Source organism: Hydrogenophaga aquatica (assembly GCF_054780915.1).
The window spans coordinates 106,051-121,073 of the sequence record NZ_BAAGVK010000001.1; the positions used below are offsets into that span (position 1 = coordinate 106,051).

At 62.6% G+C, this 15,023-nt stretch carries 17 protein-coding genes, 1 tRNA gene and 1 pseudogene; 14 read left to right on the forward strand and 5 right to left on the reverse strand.

Features of this window, described 5'->3' with window-relative positions; genetic code table 11:
• Positions 1-7: 7 nt before the first annotated feature.
• Positions 8-823 (reverse strand): DODA-type extradiol aromatic ring-opening family dioxygenase, encoded by an 816-nt coding sequence (locus ACYVHH_RS00485; protein ID WP_460563029.1) that lies wholly within the window; start codon positions 821-823, stop codon positions 8-10.
• Between the two features lie 126 nt (positions 824-949).
• Here ACYVHH_RS00485 and aroE point away from each other — a divergent pair, with 126 nt between their 5' ends.
• From aroE to ACYVHH_RS00505, 4 genes are all read left to right on the forward strand, one after another.
• The gene (gene aroE / locus ACYVHH_RS00490; protein WP_460563030.1) at positions 950-1,795 is read left to right on the forward strand and encodes a shikimate dehydrogenase; all 846 of its coding nucleotides are present in this window, start codon (positions 950-952) and stop codon (positions 1,793-1,795) included.
• 17 nt (positions 1,796-1,812) lie between these two features.
• Entirely contained in the window at positions 1,813-2,760 is a 948-nt protein-coding gene (tal, locus tag ACYVHH_RS00495; RefSeq protein ID WP_460563031.1) for a transaldolase, read from the forward strand.
• Positions 2,761-2,830: 70 nt separating this feature from the next.
• Complete coding sequence (locus ACYVHH_RS00500) at positions 2,831-3,262, forward strand: MerR family transcriptional regulator (protein ID WP_460563032.1); 432 nt, start codon at positions 2,831-2,833, stop codon at positions 3,260-3,262.
• 24 nt (positions 3,263-3,286) lie between these two features.
• Positions 3,287-3,363 (forward strand) — tRNA-Pro (locus ACYVHH_RS00505).
• A 251-nt stretch (positions 3,364-3,614) separates the two neighbouring features.
• On the opposite strand, the gene ACYVHH_RS00510 is transcribed toward ACYVHH_RS00505, so the two are convergent.
• The 3 genes from ACYVHH_RS00510 to ACYVHH_RS00520 form a co-directional block, all read right to left on the reverse strand.
• Complete coding sequence (locus ACYVHH_RS00510) at positions 3,615-4,961, reverse strand: efflux RND transporter periplasmic adaptor subunit (protein WP_460563033.1); 1,347 nt, start codon at positions 4,959-4,961, stop codon at positions 3,615-3,617.
• A 236-nt stretch (positions 4,962-5,197) separates the two neighbouring features.
• A complete protein-coding gene (locus tag ACYVHH_RS00515) occupies positions 5,198-6,580 on the reverse strand; it encodes a heavy metal sensor histidine kinase (RefSeq protein ID WP_460563034.1) in 1,383 nt (460 codons plus the stop codon).
• Between the two features lie 5 nt (positions 6,581-6,585).
• Positions 6,586-7,269 (reverse strand): heavy metal response regulator transcription factor, encoded by a 684-nt coding sequence (locus ACYVHH_RS00520; protein ID WP_460563035.1) that lies wholly within the window; start codon positions 7,267-7,269, stop codon positions 6,586-6,588.
• A gap of 145 nt (positions 7,270-7,414) precedes the next feature.
• Here ACYVHH_RS00520 and ACYVHH_RS00525 point away from each other — a divergent pair, with 145 nt between their 5' ends.
• Genes ACYVHH_RS00525 through ACYVHH_RS00550 form a run of 6 tightly spaced genes read left to right on the forward strand, consistent with a single transcriptional unit; the run spans position 7,415 to position 11,619 of the window.
• Positions 7,415-8,515, forward strand: a complete 1,101-nt coding sequence (locus tag ACYVHH_RS00525) for a TolC family protein (protein ID WP_460563036.1) — start codon at positions 7,415-7,417, stop codon at positions 8,513-8,515.
• A gap of 34 nt (positions 8,516-8,549) precedes the next feature.
• Entirely contained in the window at positions 8,550-9,932 is a 1,383-nt protein-coding gene (locus ACYVHH_RS00530; protein ID WP_460563037.1) for a multicopper oxidase family protein, read from the forward strand.
• Positions 9,933-9,985: 53 nt separating this feature from the next.
• On the forward strand, positions 9,986-10,462 hold the full coding sequence (locus ACYVHH_RS00535; RefSeq protein WP_460563038.1) for a cupredoxin domain-containing protein: 477 nt from the start codon (positions 9,986-9,988) through the stop codon (positions 10,460-10,462).
• A gap of 32 nt (positions 10,463-10,494) precedes the next feature.
• On the forward strand, positions 10,495-10,836 hold the full coding sequence (locus tag ACYVHH_RS00540) for a copper-binding protein (RefSeq protein ID WP_460563039.1): 342 nt from the start codon (positions 10,495-10,497) through the stop codon (positions 10,834-10,836).
• Between the two features lie 17 nt (positions 10,837-10,853).
• Positions 10,854-11,414 carry an SRPBCC family protein gene (locus ACYVHH_RS00545; protein WP_460563040.1) on the forward strand — a complete coding sequence of 187 codons (561 nt, stop codon included), beginning with the start codon at positions 10,854-10,856 and terminating at the stop codon, positions 11,412-11,414.
• Between the two features lie 4 nt (positions 11,415-11,418).
• Positions 11,419-11,619, forward strand: coding sequence for a hypothetical protein (locus ACYVHH_RS00550; protein WP_460563041.1), 201 nt, complete (start codon positions 11,419-11,421; stop codon positions 11,617-11,619).
• Positions 11,620-11,831: 212 nt separating this feature from the next.
• On the opposite strand, the gene merR is transcribed toward ACYVHH_RS00550, so the two are convergent.
• Entirely contained in the window at positions 11,832-12,272 is a 441-nt protein-coding gene (gene merR, locus ACYVHH_RS00555) for an Hg(II)-responsive transcriptional regulator (RefSeq protein WP_460563042.1), read from the reverse strand.
• Positions 12,273-12,344: 72 nt separating this feature from the next.
• Here merR and merT point away from each other — a divergent pair, with 72 nt between their 5' ends.
• The 4 genes and pseudogenes from merT (at position 12,345) to ACYVHH_RS00575 (ending at position 15,012) form a co-directional block, all read left to right on the forward strand.
• Positions 12,345-12,695, forward strand: coding sequence for a mercuric ion transporter MerT (gene merT, locus ACYVHH_RS00560; protein WP_460563135.1), 351 nt, complete (start codon positions 12,345-12,347; stop codon positions 12,693-12,695).
• A 12-nt stretch (positions 12,696-12,707) separates the two neighbouring features.
• Complete coding sequence (merP, locus tag ACYVHH_RS00565; RefSeq protein WP_460563043.1) at positions 12,708-12,986, forward strand: mercury resistance system periplasmic binding protein MerP; 279 nt, start codon at positions 12,708-12,710, stop codon at positions 12,984-12,986.
• Between the two features lie 76 nt (positions 12,987-13,062).
• Positions 13,063-14,448 (forward strand): annotated as a pseudogene (gene merA / locus ACYVHH_RS00570) (mercury(II) reductase); the annotation flags it as partial.
• 15 nt (positions 14,449-14,463) lie between these two features.
• Complete coding sequence (locus ACYVHH_RS00575; RefSeq protein ID WP_460563044.1) at positions 14,464-15,012, forward strand: hypothetical protein; 549 nt, start codon at positions 14,464-14,466, stop codon at positions 15,010-15,012.
• Positions 15,013-15,023: the final 11 nt, after the last annotated feature.

Here is a 15,023-nt window from a genome sequence, read left to right on the forward strand (position 1 = left end):
CTGTGCTTCAGTGCAGGACGAAGGCGTCCATCGCCAGGTAGCTGTACATGACTTCCCGGGTAAGGTAGTCGGGCAACGGCCCGCCCGGTTCGCCCCAGCCCGCAGCCCCCAGCGCGAAGAAGATCGGCAGAAAGTGCTCGTCCGTCGGGTGCGATCGAACAGCATGCGGCGCCTGTTCGCGGTAGGCAAACAAGCGCTCCCGGTCGCCCGACTTGAGCGTGTCCTCCACCCAGCGGCTGAACGCTTCCACGTAGGGCGCGGCTTGAGCGTCCTGCTCTGGGCGGCCGCCGAAGAACTCACGCAGGTTGTGGGTCATGCTGCCGGAACCCACCAGCAGCACGCCCTGCTCGCGCAGACCCCGCAGTGCCCGCCCCATGGCGTACACCTCCCTGGGCCCGAAAGACGCAGGCAACGCCACCTGAACCACGGGCACATTGGCCTGCGGCAACAAGTGCATCAAGGGCACCCAGGCCCCGTGGTCGAACGGGCGCTGAGGGTCGGCGTGTGACGGTATGCCTGCCGCCCCCAGCAGCCGCACAACTTCTTGCGCCAAGGCCGGCGAACCGGCAGCGGGGTACTGCAACCGGTAAAGCGGCTCTGGGAAACCGCCGAAATCGTGCCAGGTTTCGGGCTGGGCGCCCGCCATCACGGCGGCATCATGCGCCATCCAGTGAGGGGACATGACCACCACCGCGCGAGGCTGCGTGGCCTGCAAAGCTTCACCGCAGGCACGCAGCGCGGGGCCCGTCTGGCCGGGGTCGAGCGCGAACATCGGCGAGCCGTGTGAAACAAACAAGGAGGGCAGTGCAACGGTGGTATCCATGGCATCGACTGTAACGAAACACAGCGCCGTCAGCATTCAAACCATTGCGGCTCCGCGTTCAATCCGGTTCGCCATTCACATCGGCGACAATGTTGAAGTTTGCCCACCACCGACTTTGCGTCCAACATGTCCGCCGCATCTGCAGACCGCTATGCCGTCATAGGCAACCCCATCAGCCACAGCAAGTCCCCCGCCATCCACATGGCGTTTGCCGAGGCCACCGGCCAGCACCTGACCTACACCACCATCGAGGGCCCGCTGGGCCAGTTCGCGGCCACCGTGGACCGTTTTCGCGCAGAGGGCGGCAAGGGACTGAACGTGACGGTGCCCTTCAAGCTCGACGCCTGCGCCTACGCCACCGACCTGTCGGAAAGCGCGCGGGCCGCTGGTGCCTCCAATGCGCTCAAGTTCGAGGGTGACCGCTGCCACGCCGAGAACTTTGACGGCACGGGCCTGGTGCGCGACATCACGCACAACCTGAGCCAGCCCCTGGCCGGGCGCCGCGTGTTGCTGCTGGGCGCGGGTGGTGCCACCCGTGGTGCCATTCTCCCCATCCTGCGTGAGCAGCCGGCCCTGCTCTTCGTGGCCAACCGCACCGTGGACAAGGCCACGGCCCTGGTGCGAGACTTCCACGCAGGCGGCGCCGATACCCAGGTGCTGGCGGGCGGGGGTTACGACGACCTGGGTCAGGCCACCTTCGATGTCGTCATCAACGCCACATCGGCCAGCCTGTCGGCCCAGCTGCCCCCCATTCCGGCCAGTGCACTGGGGCGCGATGGCCTCGCCTACGACATGGTCTACGGCAAGGGCCTCACCCCCTTCCTGCAGCTGGCCAAGAACAGTGGCGTGCGCCACCTGGCCGACGGTGTGGGCATGCTCGTGGAACAGGCCGCCGAGGCATTCGCCTGGTGGCGTGGCGTGCGCCCCGACACCTCGGAGGTCATCCGCCGCATGACCGTTCCCCTCGTCTGACCCACACAACGCCCGCCATGAACCAGCTCGAAGCCCTGAAACAACACACCACGGTGGTTGCCGACACCGGCGACTTCCTGCAGCTTGCGCAGTTCCAGCCGCGCGATGCCACCACCAACCCGTCGCTCATCCTCAAGTCGGTGCAAAAGCCCGAGTACGCCCCGCTGCTGCAGGACACGGTGCGCCGCTTCGGCAACCGCCCCATGGACGAGGTGGTGGACCGCCTGCTGGTGCGCTTTGGCTGCGAGATCCTGTCCATCGTGCCCGGGCGCGTGTCCACCGAGGTGGACGCCCGCCTGAGCTTCGACACCGAAGCCACCATTGCCCGCGCGGAACGGCTCATTGACCTTTACCAGGCCGAGGGCGTGCACATCGACCGTGTGCTCATCAAGATCGCATCCACCTGGGAAGGCATCCAGGCGGCGGCCCACCTGGAACAACGCGGCATCCACACCAACCTGACGCTGCTGTTCTCGTTCTGCCAGGCGGTGGCGTGCGGGCAGGCCAAGGTGCAGCTGATCTCACCCTTCGTGGGCCGCATCTACGACTGGTATAAGAAGCAGGCGGGCAGCCAGTGGGACGAAGCTGCCAATGCCGGAGCCAACGACCCTGGCGTGCAGTCGGTGCGCAACATCTTCAACCACTACAAGCACTTCGGCATCGCCACCGAGGTGATGGGTGCAAGCTTCCGCAACATCGGCCAGATCGTGGCACTGGCTGGCTGCGACCTGCTGACCATCAGCCCCGACCTGCTGGCGCAACTGGCTGCCAGCGAAGCGCCGCTGCCCAAGGGGCTGGACGCGCAAGCGGCGCGCGACATGACCCTGGCGCCGGTGCACTACGACGAGCCCGGGTTCCGCCTGGCATTGAACGAGGACGCCATGGCCACCGAAAAACTGGCCGAGGGCATACGCGCCTTCTGCGCAGACGCGGTGAAACTGGAGAACCTGCTGAAAGCGGCCTGAGTGCGCGCCCTTTGCATTGGGCGCGAACTTGGAGTAGATTCGATGGTTTTCCTCGCAGGTCATTGATTTCATGGAGAACAATCTCCCCCCCATTCCGGCCAAGCGCTACTTCACCATTGGTGAGGTGGGCGAGCTGTGTGGCGTGAAGCCCCACGTGCTGCGTTACTGGGAGCAGGAATTCACGCAGCTACGCCCCATGAAGCGGCGCGGCAACCGGCGTTACTACCAGCACCACGAGGTGTTGATGATCCGCCGCATCCGCGAATTGCTGTACGAACAGGGATTCACCATCAACGGAGCGCGCAACAAGCTGCAGGAACTGGCCCAGCAGGAGCGCGAACAGCGGCGCGCGGGCACAACAGCCCAGGCCGTTGCGGAAACACCCGACATCACCGTCCCAACAGACATCGCGGTGCCGGTGAGTGGCCCGCTGGACTGGGGCAAGGTGCGCGCGGAACTGCTCGCCATAAAGAAACTTCTCAACGATTCCGTAATGGTGTGATTTCACGCTATAATTTGAGGCTTACGGCGTGTAGCGCAGCCTGGTAGCGCACTTGCATGGGGTGCAAGGGGTCGCGAGTTCGAATCCCGCCACGCCGACCATAAAAAACAACGACTTACAGCTCACAAGGCTGTAAGTCGTTTTTCTTTGTGTCGCCTGAAATGCCCGTTGTACCAACCGTTGTACCAACCGGCCTCTGACTTCAAGAACTCAAGCAGCGAACAGCCTTGTCGCGCCATCAGAGTAGTGACCGGCAAGTCTGCAGCGGTTGCTGCCGTTCACGGCCGAGCCGTCAGGGCACGTTTTCTCATCAAAGCAGTCATTCAGGCGCTCGCACCGAGGCTGGCGGACCTTAGCGTGAATAGAAGCGCTTGAGCGACTCGATCTCGGAGCGCACGCGCGCCATCGCCTGCCGCACGCCCTGCGCGGCGGCCGCGAATTCCTGCTGGTCCTGCGCGGACAGCCGCACCTCCGGCACCTCGGACAGGCGTCCTTCGGCGAGCTCCTGGCGCAGGCGGCGCACCGTTTCGTCGCAGTACTCGACAGAGGCGTTCAGTACGTTGAACACGTCGACCGCGTTGTCGATCATCGCCTCGCCGTAGCGCCGCCCTTCGGCGCGTCGCGCAGTGTCGAAGTAGGGGCTGCGTTCGTCGATACAGTCGACCAGCACTTGCTCGACGATGGCTTCCTGGCTCTGGCCGATGCGCAGGCGATCGTAAATGAGTGCCGCCACCTCGTGCTGCGCGTCGACGATGTCGCGTCGCCAGCGCGGGTCTAGCAGGCGAAACGCGTCGTCGTACAGGCGCCGTTGGTACAGCGTGAGGCGGCGAAACGCCGTTGCGAAGCGCAGTCCCTGGTCTGTGCCTACGGCCTTGTCAGGAATCCAGAGCGTTTGCTGCGTGTTCCGGTGTTGCAAGATGGCCAACACATGTTGCCCGGCGGTAAGCATGCGCGCATCCGAATCAATACGGCCGCGCAACCGGACTGAACCGGTCTGGCTCTGCACTTCTGGGTCCCGGTAGTCCAGCGTGGCTGTGCCCAGGAGGCCGTCTTGACCCGCAGTTTGCAGCTTTGCCTTGATCGGCAGCGCCAAACCTTTACCCGCGGCGAGTGCAGCATCGTCATAGGGGATGTCCAGATGAACATGCAGCACGGACGATGACAGCACCGCCATGGGGGTCTGCGTTGGACCACCAACCACTTGATGCCCCTGAGTAACCAACGCTCGGCCAACCATTCCGGAAATAGGCGCCCGTATAGTGGCGAATTCGCGGTCTAGCAAAGCCGCTTCAAGTGCCGCTTTTGCGGACGCCAACTGCGCTGCTGCCTGCCGGTGCGCAGACTCGCGCTGTTCCTTTTCTTCGGAAGCAATGGCCTCCTCAACAATCAGCGCCATCGCGCGCTCGTGAGACTGCCGCGCCAGTTGTTCGCGAGCCGCAGCCAGCTTCAACTCGGCCTCTGCCTTATCAACGGCAATATCGAATGGCCTGGGGTCCAGCTTGAACAGGGCCTGCCCAGCAGACACCATCTCGCCTTCGCGGAACAGGACCGCGATCACCTGTCCACCAACGCGGGGGCGGATTTCCACGCGCTCGGCGGCTTCCACCCTTGCCAAGTGCGTGGACTCGGGCGCGGCGTTACGTTCAACGACCCGTGCAACCTGGACGCTAACGGCGGCTGCTTCCTGCGATCCGCTCATTGCCTGGGCGGACTCCACGGCAGGCTTGCACGCGGACAACAATGCTGCAACAGCAGCAGCTGCGATACGAATACGCCACCCCCCCGGGGACGGTGTATCAAAAGATAGTGAATGAGACATGTTGACTCCTTCGATTGAGGTAGCCAAATGCTCGGAGTTGCCACTGTGACAAGGTCAAGCGGTCCTGCCACCCTTTTATCCCGATGGCTGTCTTGAAACCGTCAATGCCAGGGCTCTTAGAGAGATGTGTCGAACAACATAGTGAAACGCGTTTGCCCCGCATGAGACTGGACGTCTATTGCCCCACCGTGCGACTCGACGATCGCCTTGGTGATGGCCAGCCCAAGCCCCGCCCCTTCGGAAGCAGGATGGGCCCTGGACCTGTCGGCGCGGTAGAAACGGTCGAAGAGCCGCGGGATGTCCTCCGGTGCTATCGGTAGCCCTTGGTTGCTGACCGCCAGCGTCACGGCGCCTCCATTCGACGCCACCTGCACCGCCACATCTGACCCGGCATCCGCATGCCGCAGCGCGTTTGACAGCAGGTTGCTGATGGCACGGCGCATCATCAGGCGGTCGCCTTCCATTTCGGCCTGCCCCTCCAGCACCAGCCGGATGTGCTTTTCGTCGGCCACGGCTTCGTAGAAATCGAACAGCGCAAGCAACTCCTGGTGCAGCTGGATGCGTTCGCGATGGGGCAAGTCAATGCCGTTTTCCGTCTTGGCCAGAAAGAGCATGTCCGAGACCATCCTGGCCAGACGCTCGAACTCCTCGGCGTTCGAGGCCAGAATGTCGCGGTACTCGTCGGCACTGCGCCGCTGCGCAAGCGCCACCTGGGTCTGGGTCAGCAGGTTGCTCAAAGGGGTGCGCAGTTCGTGCGCCAGGTCGCTGGAAAAGTCCATCAACCGCTGGAAGTCTTGCTGCAGCCGGTCGAGCATGCCATTCAGACTGGCGGCCAATTCGGCAAACTCCACGGGCACCGAAGCCACGGGCATGCGCTCCTGCAAGGTGTGAGAGGTGACGGAGGTTGCCCTGTCGCGCATCGCCTTCAGGGGCGCCAGCCCCCTGCGGGCAGCCCACCAGCCCAACACACCGCTGACCAGTGTGGCCACCAGGAGATAGGCGGCCAGCGTCTTGCGCAGGTCAGCCAGAAAATGGGTGTGGTGCGCGGTGTCCAAGGCCACCAGCACCCGCAAGGTTCGCCGATCGGCAGTGGACGCCAATGGCGACGCTGCGGGGAGTGGCAGGTCTTCCACGACGCCGCGCAGCGCCTGCCCGGCGTGGCTCCACTCCATCAGCCTGCCAGGTGCCAGAGAATCAGCGGGGACGTTCTGCGTCAGCGCCTGTTGGCCATAAATAAGATCGCCCCCCAGCCAGACCTGCACAAACAGCCCCTTGTGGCTGTCCAGCATGTCATCAAGCGCCCCCCTCAAGGCGGCAAGGGTGGCGGCTTCAGCGACGAGTTTTTCTACCAGGTGCACCTTGTCGTGGAGGAATATCCTGTCGAGTTCGACGAAGTGGCGGGCTGTAGCCCAGGCCACCAACACGCCCAGTCCCAGCAGAACCGAGGCCGCCACCAGTGTGAACAGCACGGTCAGCCTTGCGGTCAGGGTCAGGCGCATGGACCTCATCGGGTTTCAGGGCTCTCCAGCACGTAACCCATGCCGCGCACGGTCTGGATCAGCTTCACATCAAAGCCATCGTCCACCTTGGCTCGCAGGCGCCGCACCGCGACTTCGATGACGTTGGTGTCGCTGTCGAAATTCATGTCCCAGACTTGCGATGCGATCAACGAGCGCGGCAGCACTTCGCCCTGGCGGCGCATCAGCAACTCGAGCAAACCGAATTCCTTGGCCGTGAGGTCGATGCGCTTGCCCGCGCGGCTGACCCGGCGGCGCAACAGGTCCAGCTCCAGGTCGTCCACCCGCAGGGTCGTGCTCTCGGCGCCGTTGCGGCCCCGGCGCAGGATGGTCCGCACCCGCGCCAGCAACTCGGCAAACGAGAAGGGCTTGACCAAGTAGTCGTCCGCCCCCAGCTCCAAGCCCTTGACCCGGTCTTCCACCTGGTCGCGAGCCGTCAGGAAGAGCACTGGCATCTGCCGCCCTCGGCTGCGCAAGTTCTGCAGCACCTGCCAGCCGTCCAGCCCCGGCAGCATCACGTCCAGGATCACCAGGTCGTGGTCGCCGTCCAACGCATGGTGCAGGCCGTCCACGCCGTTGGTCACCAGGTCCACGGCGAACCCTGCCTCGCGCAGCCCCTGGCGCAGGTAGTCACCCGTCTTGGGTTCGTCTTCAACGATGAGAATCTTCACGGCAGATCTTCCTGTCCCTCTAGTGTGCCTGGGGTCAAGCAGCCACGGGCGAACATGACACATTTGTAATCTTGTCGACAGGCTGTTGTCGGTGTCACCTGCTCAGAATTCGCCCGTTTGATCTGCATCAATAGGAGCGATTTCGATGAAACATCGATGGCTGAAGAAAACACTGATGCCCATGCTGACGCTGGGTCTGGCGGTGGCGCCCTGGGGCGTTCAGGCGCAAGTTCAGGACGGTGGTGTGCAAGACTGGCGGCAAGCCAATGAGATTGTTGGCCAATATCCCAGAGGCCACGCTGATGTGCTTCGCTGGGAGAAGGCTCAGATGGCAACGCAAGCGGCAACGCAAAGTGCCTCGCCAGAATTTGCACTGCCCTCTGCCCCTGACGCCATTCGCGCGGCCTGGAAAGTCCATCGCGAACTGGCTTCACCTCTGGCTCGTCTGGGGCAGCAGAACGTGGAGCGCATTGCTGCCGGGGCCTGGGGCGAGCTCGACCCCAGCCTGCAGCGCAGGATTGAGGGTGCCGATGAGGTGCTGGAAGTGGCAGCGAACACACGCAAGGCCTGGATCAGCGCCGTGGCCGCCAGACAAACGCTCAAGTCAGTGGAAGACGCCGTGACGGCCGCAGAGGCGGCCGCGGAGCTTGGCCGCCGCATGGTGAGCGTGGGCAACTGGAGCCGCTACCAGCAAGCTCAGGTGGCTCTGGGCGAGTCGTCTGCCCGCATGGAGCTCAAGCGTGCGCGACTGGCAGCCAGCCAGGCCGAACGCGCGCTGCTGAAGTCGATGGGACTTGACACGGTACACAGCAGCGTGGCGTTGCCAGACCGCCTGCCCGACGCCGCAACGCCGATGAGCGACGCTGAACTGCGCGTGCGCCTGGCGGCCATACAAGGCAACTTGCCAGCAGCACAAGGTAGAAAGGCTGGCAATAACGCCATGCAGGCTTACGCAGCCTATGCCGCCAGCCTTGACATCTACCGCAGTTACCGGAACGACGTTCTCAAGCAGCGCGAACTGATAGGGGAGGAAACCCAGCTTCGCTACAACGGCATGCTCGAAAGCGTCTGGGGCCTTCTGGCAGACGTTGGGGCGCGCTCACAGGCCGTGGTGGCCGCCATAGGCGCGCAGCGTGACGCCCTGATCGCCGAGACCGATCTGCAATGGGTGCTGCAAGGCGGCCAGCCTGACGCCTTCGTTGCCCTCGGCGGCGGCGAGCAGGCCGCAGCAGCTGCCGGTCATTGACCGCACATCCGCATCAACACGAGGACTATTACGCATGACAACGAACATTCCCTCCCGGCGGCGCTTCTTCGCGGGCGCCGCAGCATCGGTCGCTGGCTTGGCAGTGGCCCGTTCAGCTCTGGCAGCGCTGCCCGAGCCGGTTATTCAAACCTCTGCCGCTACCGCCGCCCCGCTGATACCGAACACCGGGCGCCCCTATAACCCGGTGGTCACAGTCAATGGCTGGACGCTGCCCTGGCGCATGAACAATGGCGTCAAGGAATTCCACCTGGTGGCCGAGCCGGTGGTGCGCGAGGTGGCACCCGGCTTCGTGGTGAACATGTGGGGCTACAACGGGCAAAGCCCTGGCCCCACCATCGAAGTGGTGGAAGGCGACCGCGTGCGCATCTTCGTGACCAACAAGCTGCCTGAGCACACCACCATTCACTGGCACGGTCAGCGTCTGCCTGCCGGCATGGACGGCGTAGCTGGCTTGAACCAGCCCGCCATTCCTGCTGGCAAGACCTTCGTCTACGAGTTCGAGGCGCGCCGCCCCGGCACCTTCATGTACCACCCGCACGCCGACGAAATGACGCAGATGGCCATGGGCATGCACGGCTTCTGGGTCACCCACCCCAAGACCAAGCACCCGCTGATCAGCGACGTGGACCGCGACTTCTGCTTCCTGCTCAACGCCTTTGACGTGGAGCCCGGTACCCGCACGCCCAAGATCAACACCATGACGGACTTCAACATCTGGTGCTGGAACAGCCGCATCTTCCCGGGGATCGACAGCTTCAATGTGCGCCTGGGCGACCGGGTGCGCCTGCGTGTGGGCAACCTGACGATGACCAACCACCCCATTCACTTGCACGGCCACGAATTCGTGATGACGGGCACCGACGGCGGCCCCACACCCTTGGCGGCGCGCTGGCCCGAGGTCACTGCCGACATCGCTGTTGGACAGATGCGCCAACTCGATTTCATCGCAGACGAGGAAGGTGACTGGGCCATCCACTGCCACAAGAGCCACCACACCATGAACGCCATGGGGCACGACGTGCCAACCATGATCGGTGTGGACCACCGAGGCCTGATTGGCAAGATCCAGAAGGTGGTGCCCGACTACATGCTGATGGGCGAGCGCGGCATGGGCGACATGGAAAGCATGGAAATGCCCATTCCCGAGAACACCGCGCCGATGATGACCGGCCATGGCCAGTTCGGCCCCATCGGCATGGGCGGCATGCTCAGCGTTCTCAAGGTACGCAAGGACCAGAAACCCGGGGACTACAAGGACCCTGGCAACTACACGTTCCCACCTGGCACTGTTGCCCATGAATGGACCGGTGCCACCCCGACCCCGGCCAAGGCAGCTGCGCCCAGCGCACCGGCCAACGCCAAGGCTGTCAAAGGCATGCCGGGCATGTCGCATTGAACCCACTCCCCCTTTTTTCCCCTGCTCCCTCAACCCTGCCAGAAAGACCACGCATGAAGTTCAGCAAATCCTCTACCTTCTTCCTCGCTTCCATGGCTTTGGCCGCATCCACGGCATTCGCCGCAGGCAAACACGCGGGCGGCCATGACAACTCGACCCCAGGTGAACCTGGCATCGCCGCCAACGTCACCCGCACCATCCAGGTGGACGCCGCAGACAACATGCGTTTCACTCCTGGAGATGTGACCGTCAAAAAGGGCGAAACCATCCGTTTCGTCATCAAAAACTCCGGCAAGGTGCCGCACGAGTTCAGCCTTGGCACGGAGCAGGAGTTGAAGGAGCACTACGAAGTGATGAAGAAGTTTCCTGGGATGGAACACGAGGAAGCGAACAAGATTTCACTCAAGCCCGGTCAACAGGGTGAGGTGATATGGCGTTTCACCAAAGCAGGTGTTGTGCACTTCGCTTGCCTGCACGTGGGCCACTACGAGGCAGGCATGAAAGGTCAGGTCAAAGTCGCGGCCCGCTGAGCTGGCACGCCCGACCTGCACAGGATTCAACCATGAAGAACTTTCGCATTTTTCTGAGCGCTGCCGCATTGGCGGCGTCCACCCTTGCCAGCACCCAGGCGTTCGCGCAGATGCCCATGGACCACGGCAAGATGGGCATGGCAGCCCCAGCCGACATGACCGAGGGTGAGGTACGCCGCATCGACACCGGAGCAGGCAAGGTCACCATCAAACACGGCGAGATCAAGAACCTGGACATGCCCCCGATGACCATGGTGTTCACCGTGACCGAACCCGCCATGCTCAGTAATCTCAAGGTCGGCGACAAGGTCCGCTTCGTGGTGGAGCAGCAACAAGGCAAGATGGTCGTCACCCGGATCGTGCCGGCATCCTGAAAGATCGCAGGCGGTCTATGAAGTTTTCGAGTGCCGCCATCATCGTGGTGCATTTCTGGATGCTTTCATACCCAGCGGCGGTCAAGGCAGAGCCCCAGGTGTCTGTCACGAAATGGGGCGAGGGCTATCAAGTCAACGTGCGCATGGAGGTTGCAGGCTCCCATCGTCTTGCGTGGCAGGTTCTGACCGACTATGACAATTTGCCCCGTTTCGTCCCCGGCATGCAGTCGAGCCGCATCGTGAGCGGCCGGGGCGAGCCCATGCTCCTGGAGCAGAAGGGCGAATCGGGTGTTCTGTTCTTCAAAGTCACCACCACGACCGTGTCGCGCATTGTCGAGACACCGGAGAATGAAATCCGTTTCGATCTGGTGAGCGGGAACCTCAAGCGCTTGCGCGGTGCCTGGACCTTGGCGCCGCATGACCATGCGACGGTCGTCGGCTACCGTGCAGAGCTGGTACCGGAGTTCGCTGTGCCCCCACTGATCGGTCCAGCGGTGATGGCCCAGAACGTCAAGACCATGGTCGAGGGCGTGGCACGGGAAATCGAGCGCCGCCAACTGTCCAACCCCACGGAGTAGGCCCATGTACGGTGCCGAACACGGCTTCCTGCTGCACACGGCCTTGATGATCGGCAGCTGGCTGGTCTTTTTTTTGGTCTGTGCGGCACCTTTTGCCCTGGTATTCCTGGCATACCGGATCGGCATACGGCGTGGCAGGTATCTTGAGCGCCGTCAACCGAAGAACGACAACGTGGGCTCCGATGGCGTGACCAGCGATACCTGACACGCTCGCGCCCCGACAGCCGCCCCATCCTGACGAGCGCATGGGGCCACCCAGCCAAGTAACAGAATGGATGCTCCAGTCTCGCCGTGATTCGACATACTTTATGTCAACTTTGGTGCATGCAACCTACTCAGCCCAGCATTCTGGAAATGGTTCGTGAAATGCCAAAAACATCTACCACTGGCCAAAACCTCGTTGAACCGTGCACCACATCAGAATAGGTCTAACGCACCAGCGGCTCCTACCGGCGTGCCTTGTAGCACAGCGATCAAAGGACAAGAGACGTTTTCACTACTGCTGTGGCATTGCTGAAGCAGCCGGGAAAGGACAGACTCTATGCGCTGCAGGTCGGCAATTCGTGCACGCACGTCGGCCAGCCGCAGCCCCGCCAATTCGGCTGCGTCATGGCAATGGGCGCCATCCTCCAGTCTCAGCAGTTGCCCTATCTCGTCCAGCGTAAAGCCGAGTTTCTGAGCAGTTTTCACAAACCGCAGCCTGGCCACATCCACCTGCCGGTAGCGGCGAATACTGCCATAAGGCCGCTGGGGTTCGGCTAACAGGCCTTTGCGCTGATAAAAGCGGATCGTCTCCACATTGACGCCTGCCGCCTCCGCGAAAGCTCCGATGCTCAGGTGGTCCAGATTGTTCGACATGCCGTTTGACTCCGTACTTGACTACGGCCTTAACGTTACCGCATGGAACATAACCCTGAAGAGAAGAACGTGATGACCGGAACGGGAAGCGGCCGAGGTGCGCTGGCCGCTGGAGGTCTGGCGGCGATCCTCGCCTCGACTTGCTGCCTGGGTCCGCTGGTGTTGGTGATGCTTGGTTTCTCCGGCGCATGGATTGGCAACCTCAGCGCACTGGAACCTTACCGGCCCTTGTTCATTGGCGGCGCACTCGTAGCGTTGTTCTTCGCCTGGCGTCAGATCTTTCGCCTCAAAGCCACTTGCATGCCGGACCAGGTCTGTGCGGCCCCCAGGGCGCAGCGAGTCTACAAGACCATCTTCTGCGTGGTGGTGGCTCTAGTCGCCGTGGCCGTGGCGTTCCCCTATGTCCTGCCCCTTTTTTACTGAAAGGAGATCGTCATGAAACGCTTGAGCGCCCTGCTCGCACTGGTTACCGCATTCACGGCACCCGCATGGGCGGCCACGAGTACCGTGACGCTGGCTGTGCCCGGCATGACCTGTGCAGCGTGTCCGATCACGGTCAAGATGGCCATAGCCAAGGTCAAAGGTGTGCATAAGGTCGACGTCAGCTACGAGCAACGGACAGCAGTCGTCACGTTTGACGATGCAAAAACCAGCATTTTCCAACTCACCAAGGCCACCGAAGATGCGGGCTACCCATCCAGCGTCAAGCGCTGAGGCAGCCTGTCTGGACTGAACCAAGGCCATGACCATGACTATTCTTGATGCCACTTGCGACACAAAAGGCTTGCACATCGCCATCATCGGCAGCGGTGGAGCGGCAATGGCCGCTGCACTGAAAGCGACCGAACGAGGGGCGCGAGTAACGCTGATTGAGTGCGGCACCATCGGTGGTACCTGCGTCAACAGCGGCTGCGTACCTTCGAAAATCTTGATCCGTGCGGCCCATATCGCCCATCTGCGGCGCGAAAGTCCTTTCGATGACGGCATGCCCCCCACACCGCCCACGGTCTTGCGCGCACGACTGCTGGCCCAACAGCAGACACGGGTCAATGAACTGCGCCATGCCAAGTACGAGGGCATCTTGGACGGCCATTCGGCGATCACTGTGCTGCAGGGGGAAGCACGTTTCAAGGATGACAAGAGTCTTGCCGTCCGTACAAACGACGGTGACGAACGCACGGTTTTGTTCGACCGCTGCCTGATCGCCACTGGTGCGAGTGCGGCGGTGCCTCCTATCTCCGGGCTCAATGACACACCTTACTGGACGTCAACAGAGGCCCTGGCGAGCGACACCATTCCTGAGCGTCTGGCTGTGATCGGCTCGTCGGCGGTGGCGCTGGAGCTGGCTCAGGCCTTTGCCCGGCTGGGGAGCACAGTGGCCATACTTTCCCGCCACACCTTGTTCTCCAGCGAAGACCCGACCATCGGCGAATCGGTGACAGAGGCGTTTCGCGCCGAGGGCATCGAGGTTCTAGAGCACACTCAAGCCAGAGAGGTCGCTCACACAGACGGCGTGTTTGTCCTGAGAACCGACCAAGGAGAATTGCGCGCCGACCGCTTGCTGGTAGCGACTGGCCGCACCCCCAACACGAGCAGACTCCATCTCGAAGCGGCCGGGGTGGCAGTAAACAAGCAAGGAGCCATCAAGATCGACCCCTGCATGCGTACCAGCACCCCGGGCATTTACGCTGGCGGCGACTGCACCGACCAGCCCCAGTTCGTCTACGTCGCAGCGGCGGCTGGTACACGAGCGGCGATCAACATGACCGGCGGCGAAGCTGCTCTAGACCTGACTGCCATGCCTACCGTGGTGTTCACCGATCCGCAGGTCGCCACCGTGGGCCTCTCCGAGCAGATGGCGCGCCACGCCGGCATCGAATCCGACAGCCGCACGCTCACGCTTGACAACGTGCCGCGAGCGCTCGCCAACTTCGACACGCGAGGCTTCATCAAGGTGGTTGCAGAAATGGGCACGGGGCGGCTCATAGGCGTGCAGGCGGTAGCGCCGGAAGCAGGCGAATTGATTCAGGCAGCTGCGCTGGCCATCCGGAACCAGATGACCGTACAGGAACTGGCCGACCAGTTGTTTCCTTACCTCACGATGGTCGAAGGGCTCAAAATCACGGCACAGACGTTCAGCAAAGATGTTGCCCAGCTTTCCTGCTGCGCCGGTTGAACGAAGGAGGTAGTGGTGGACATCGTCGCACATGGTCTGTGGGCCGCACTGCTGTGCCGTTGGCGAGGCAAGCAACGCCCAATGCCGCGCACTACCACGGCTTGGACGGTTGGCCTGGCCATGGCCCCAGACTTGGTGCAACTCACGCCCATTGTCGTTGGCGCACTGGTGTTACCTGAGGGCTGGTCGAGGTTGCAAGCATATTTCCATGCGCTGCCGCACTACCAGCCGGTATTGCCCCCCGTGGTCGAGGCACTCATGCACCACCTGCACTGCACCATGCACAGTGCAGTCGTCGCCAGCGTGGTGACTTTTGTTGTCTTCAAATGGAAGGGCCATTTCTGGTGGCCGCTGGTAGGCTGGTGGCTTCATATCGGGATCGACGTCTTTACCCACTCAGCCGACTTCTATCCTTCTCCGGTCTTGTACCCTTTCACGCGAGATGGCTTTGACGGACTGGCGTGGAACACACCCTGGTTTTCGTGGCTCAACTACGGTGCGATCGCCCTCCTGTGGCTATGGTTGAGCCGCTCCAGAAAACCCCAGAATGGCTTGGATGCTTGAGCACCCGGTTG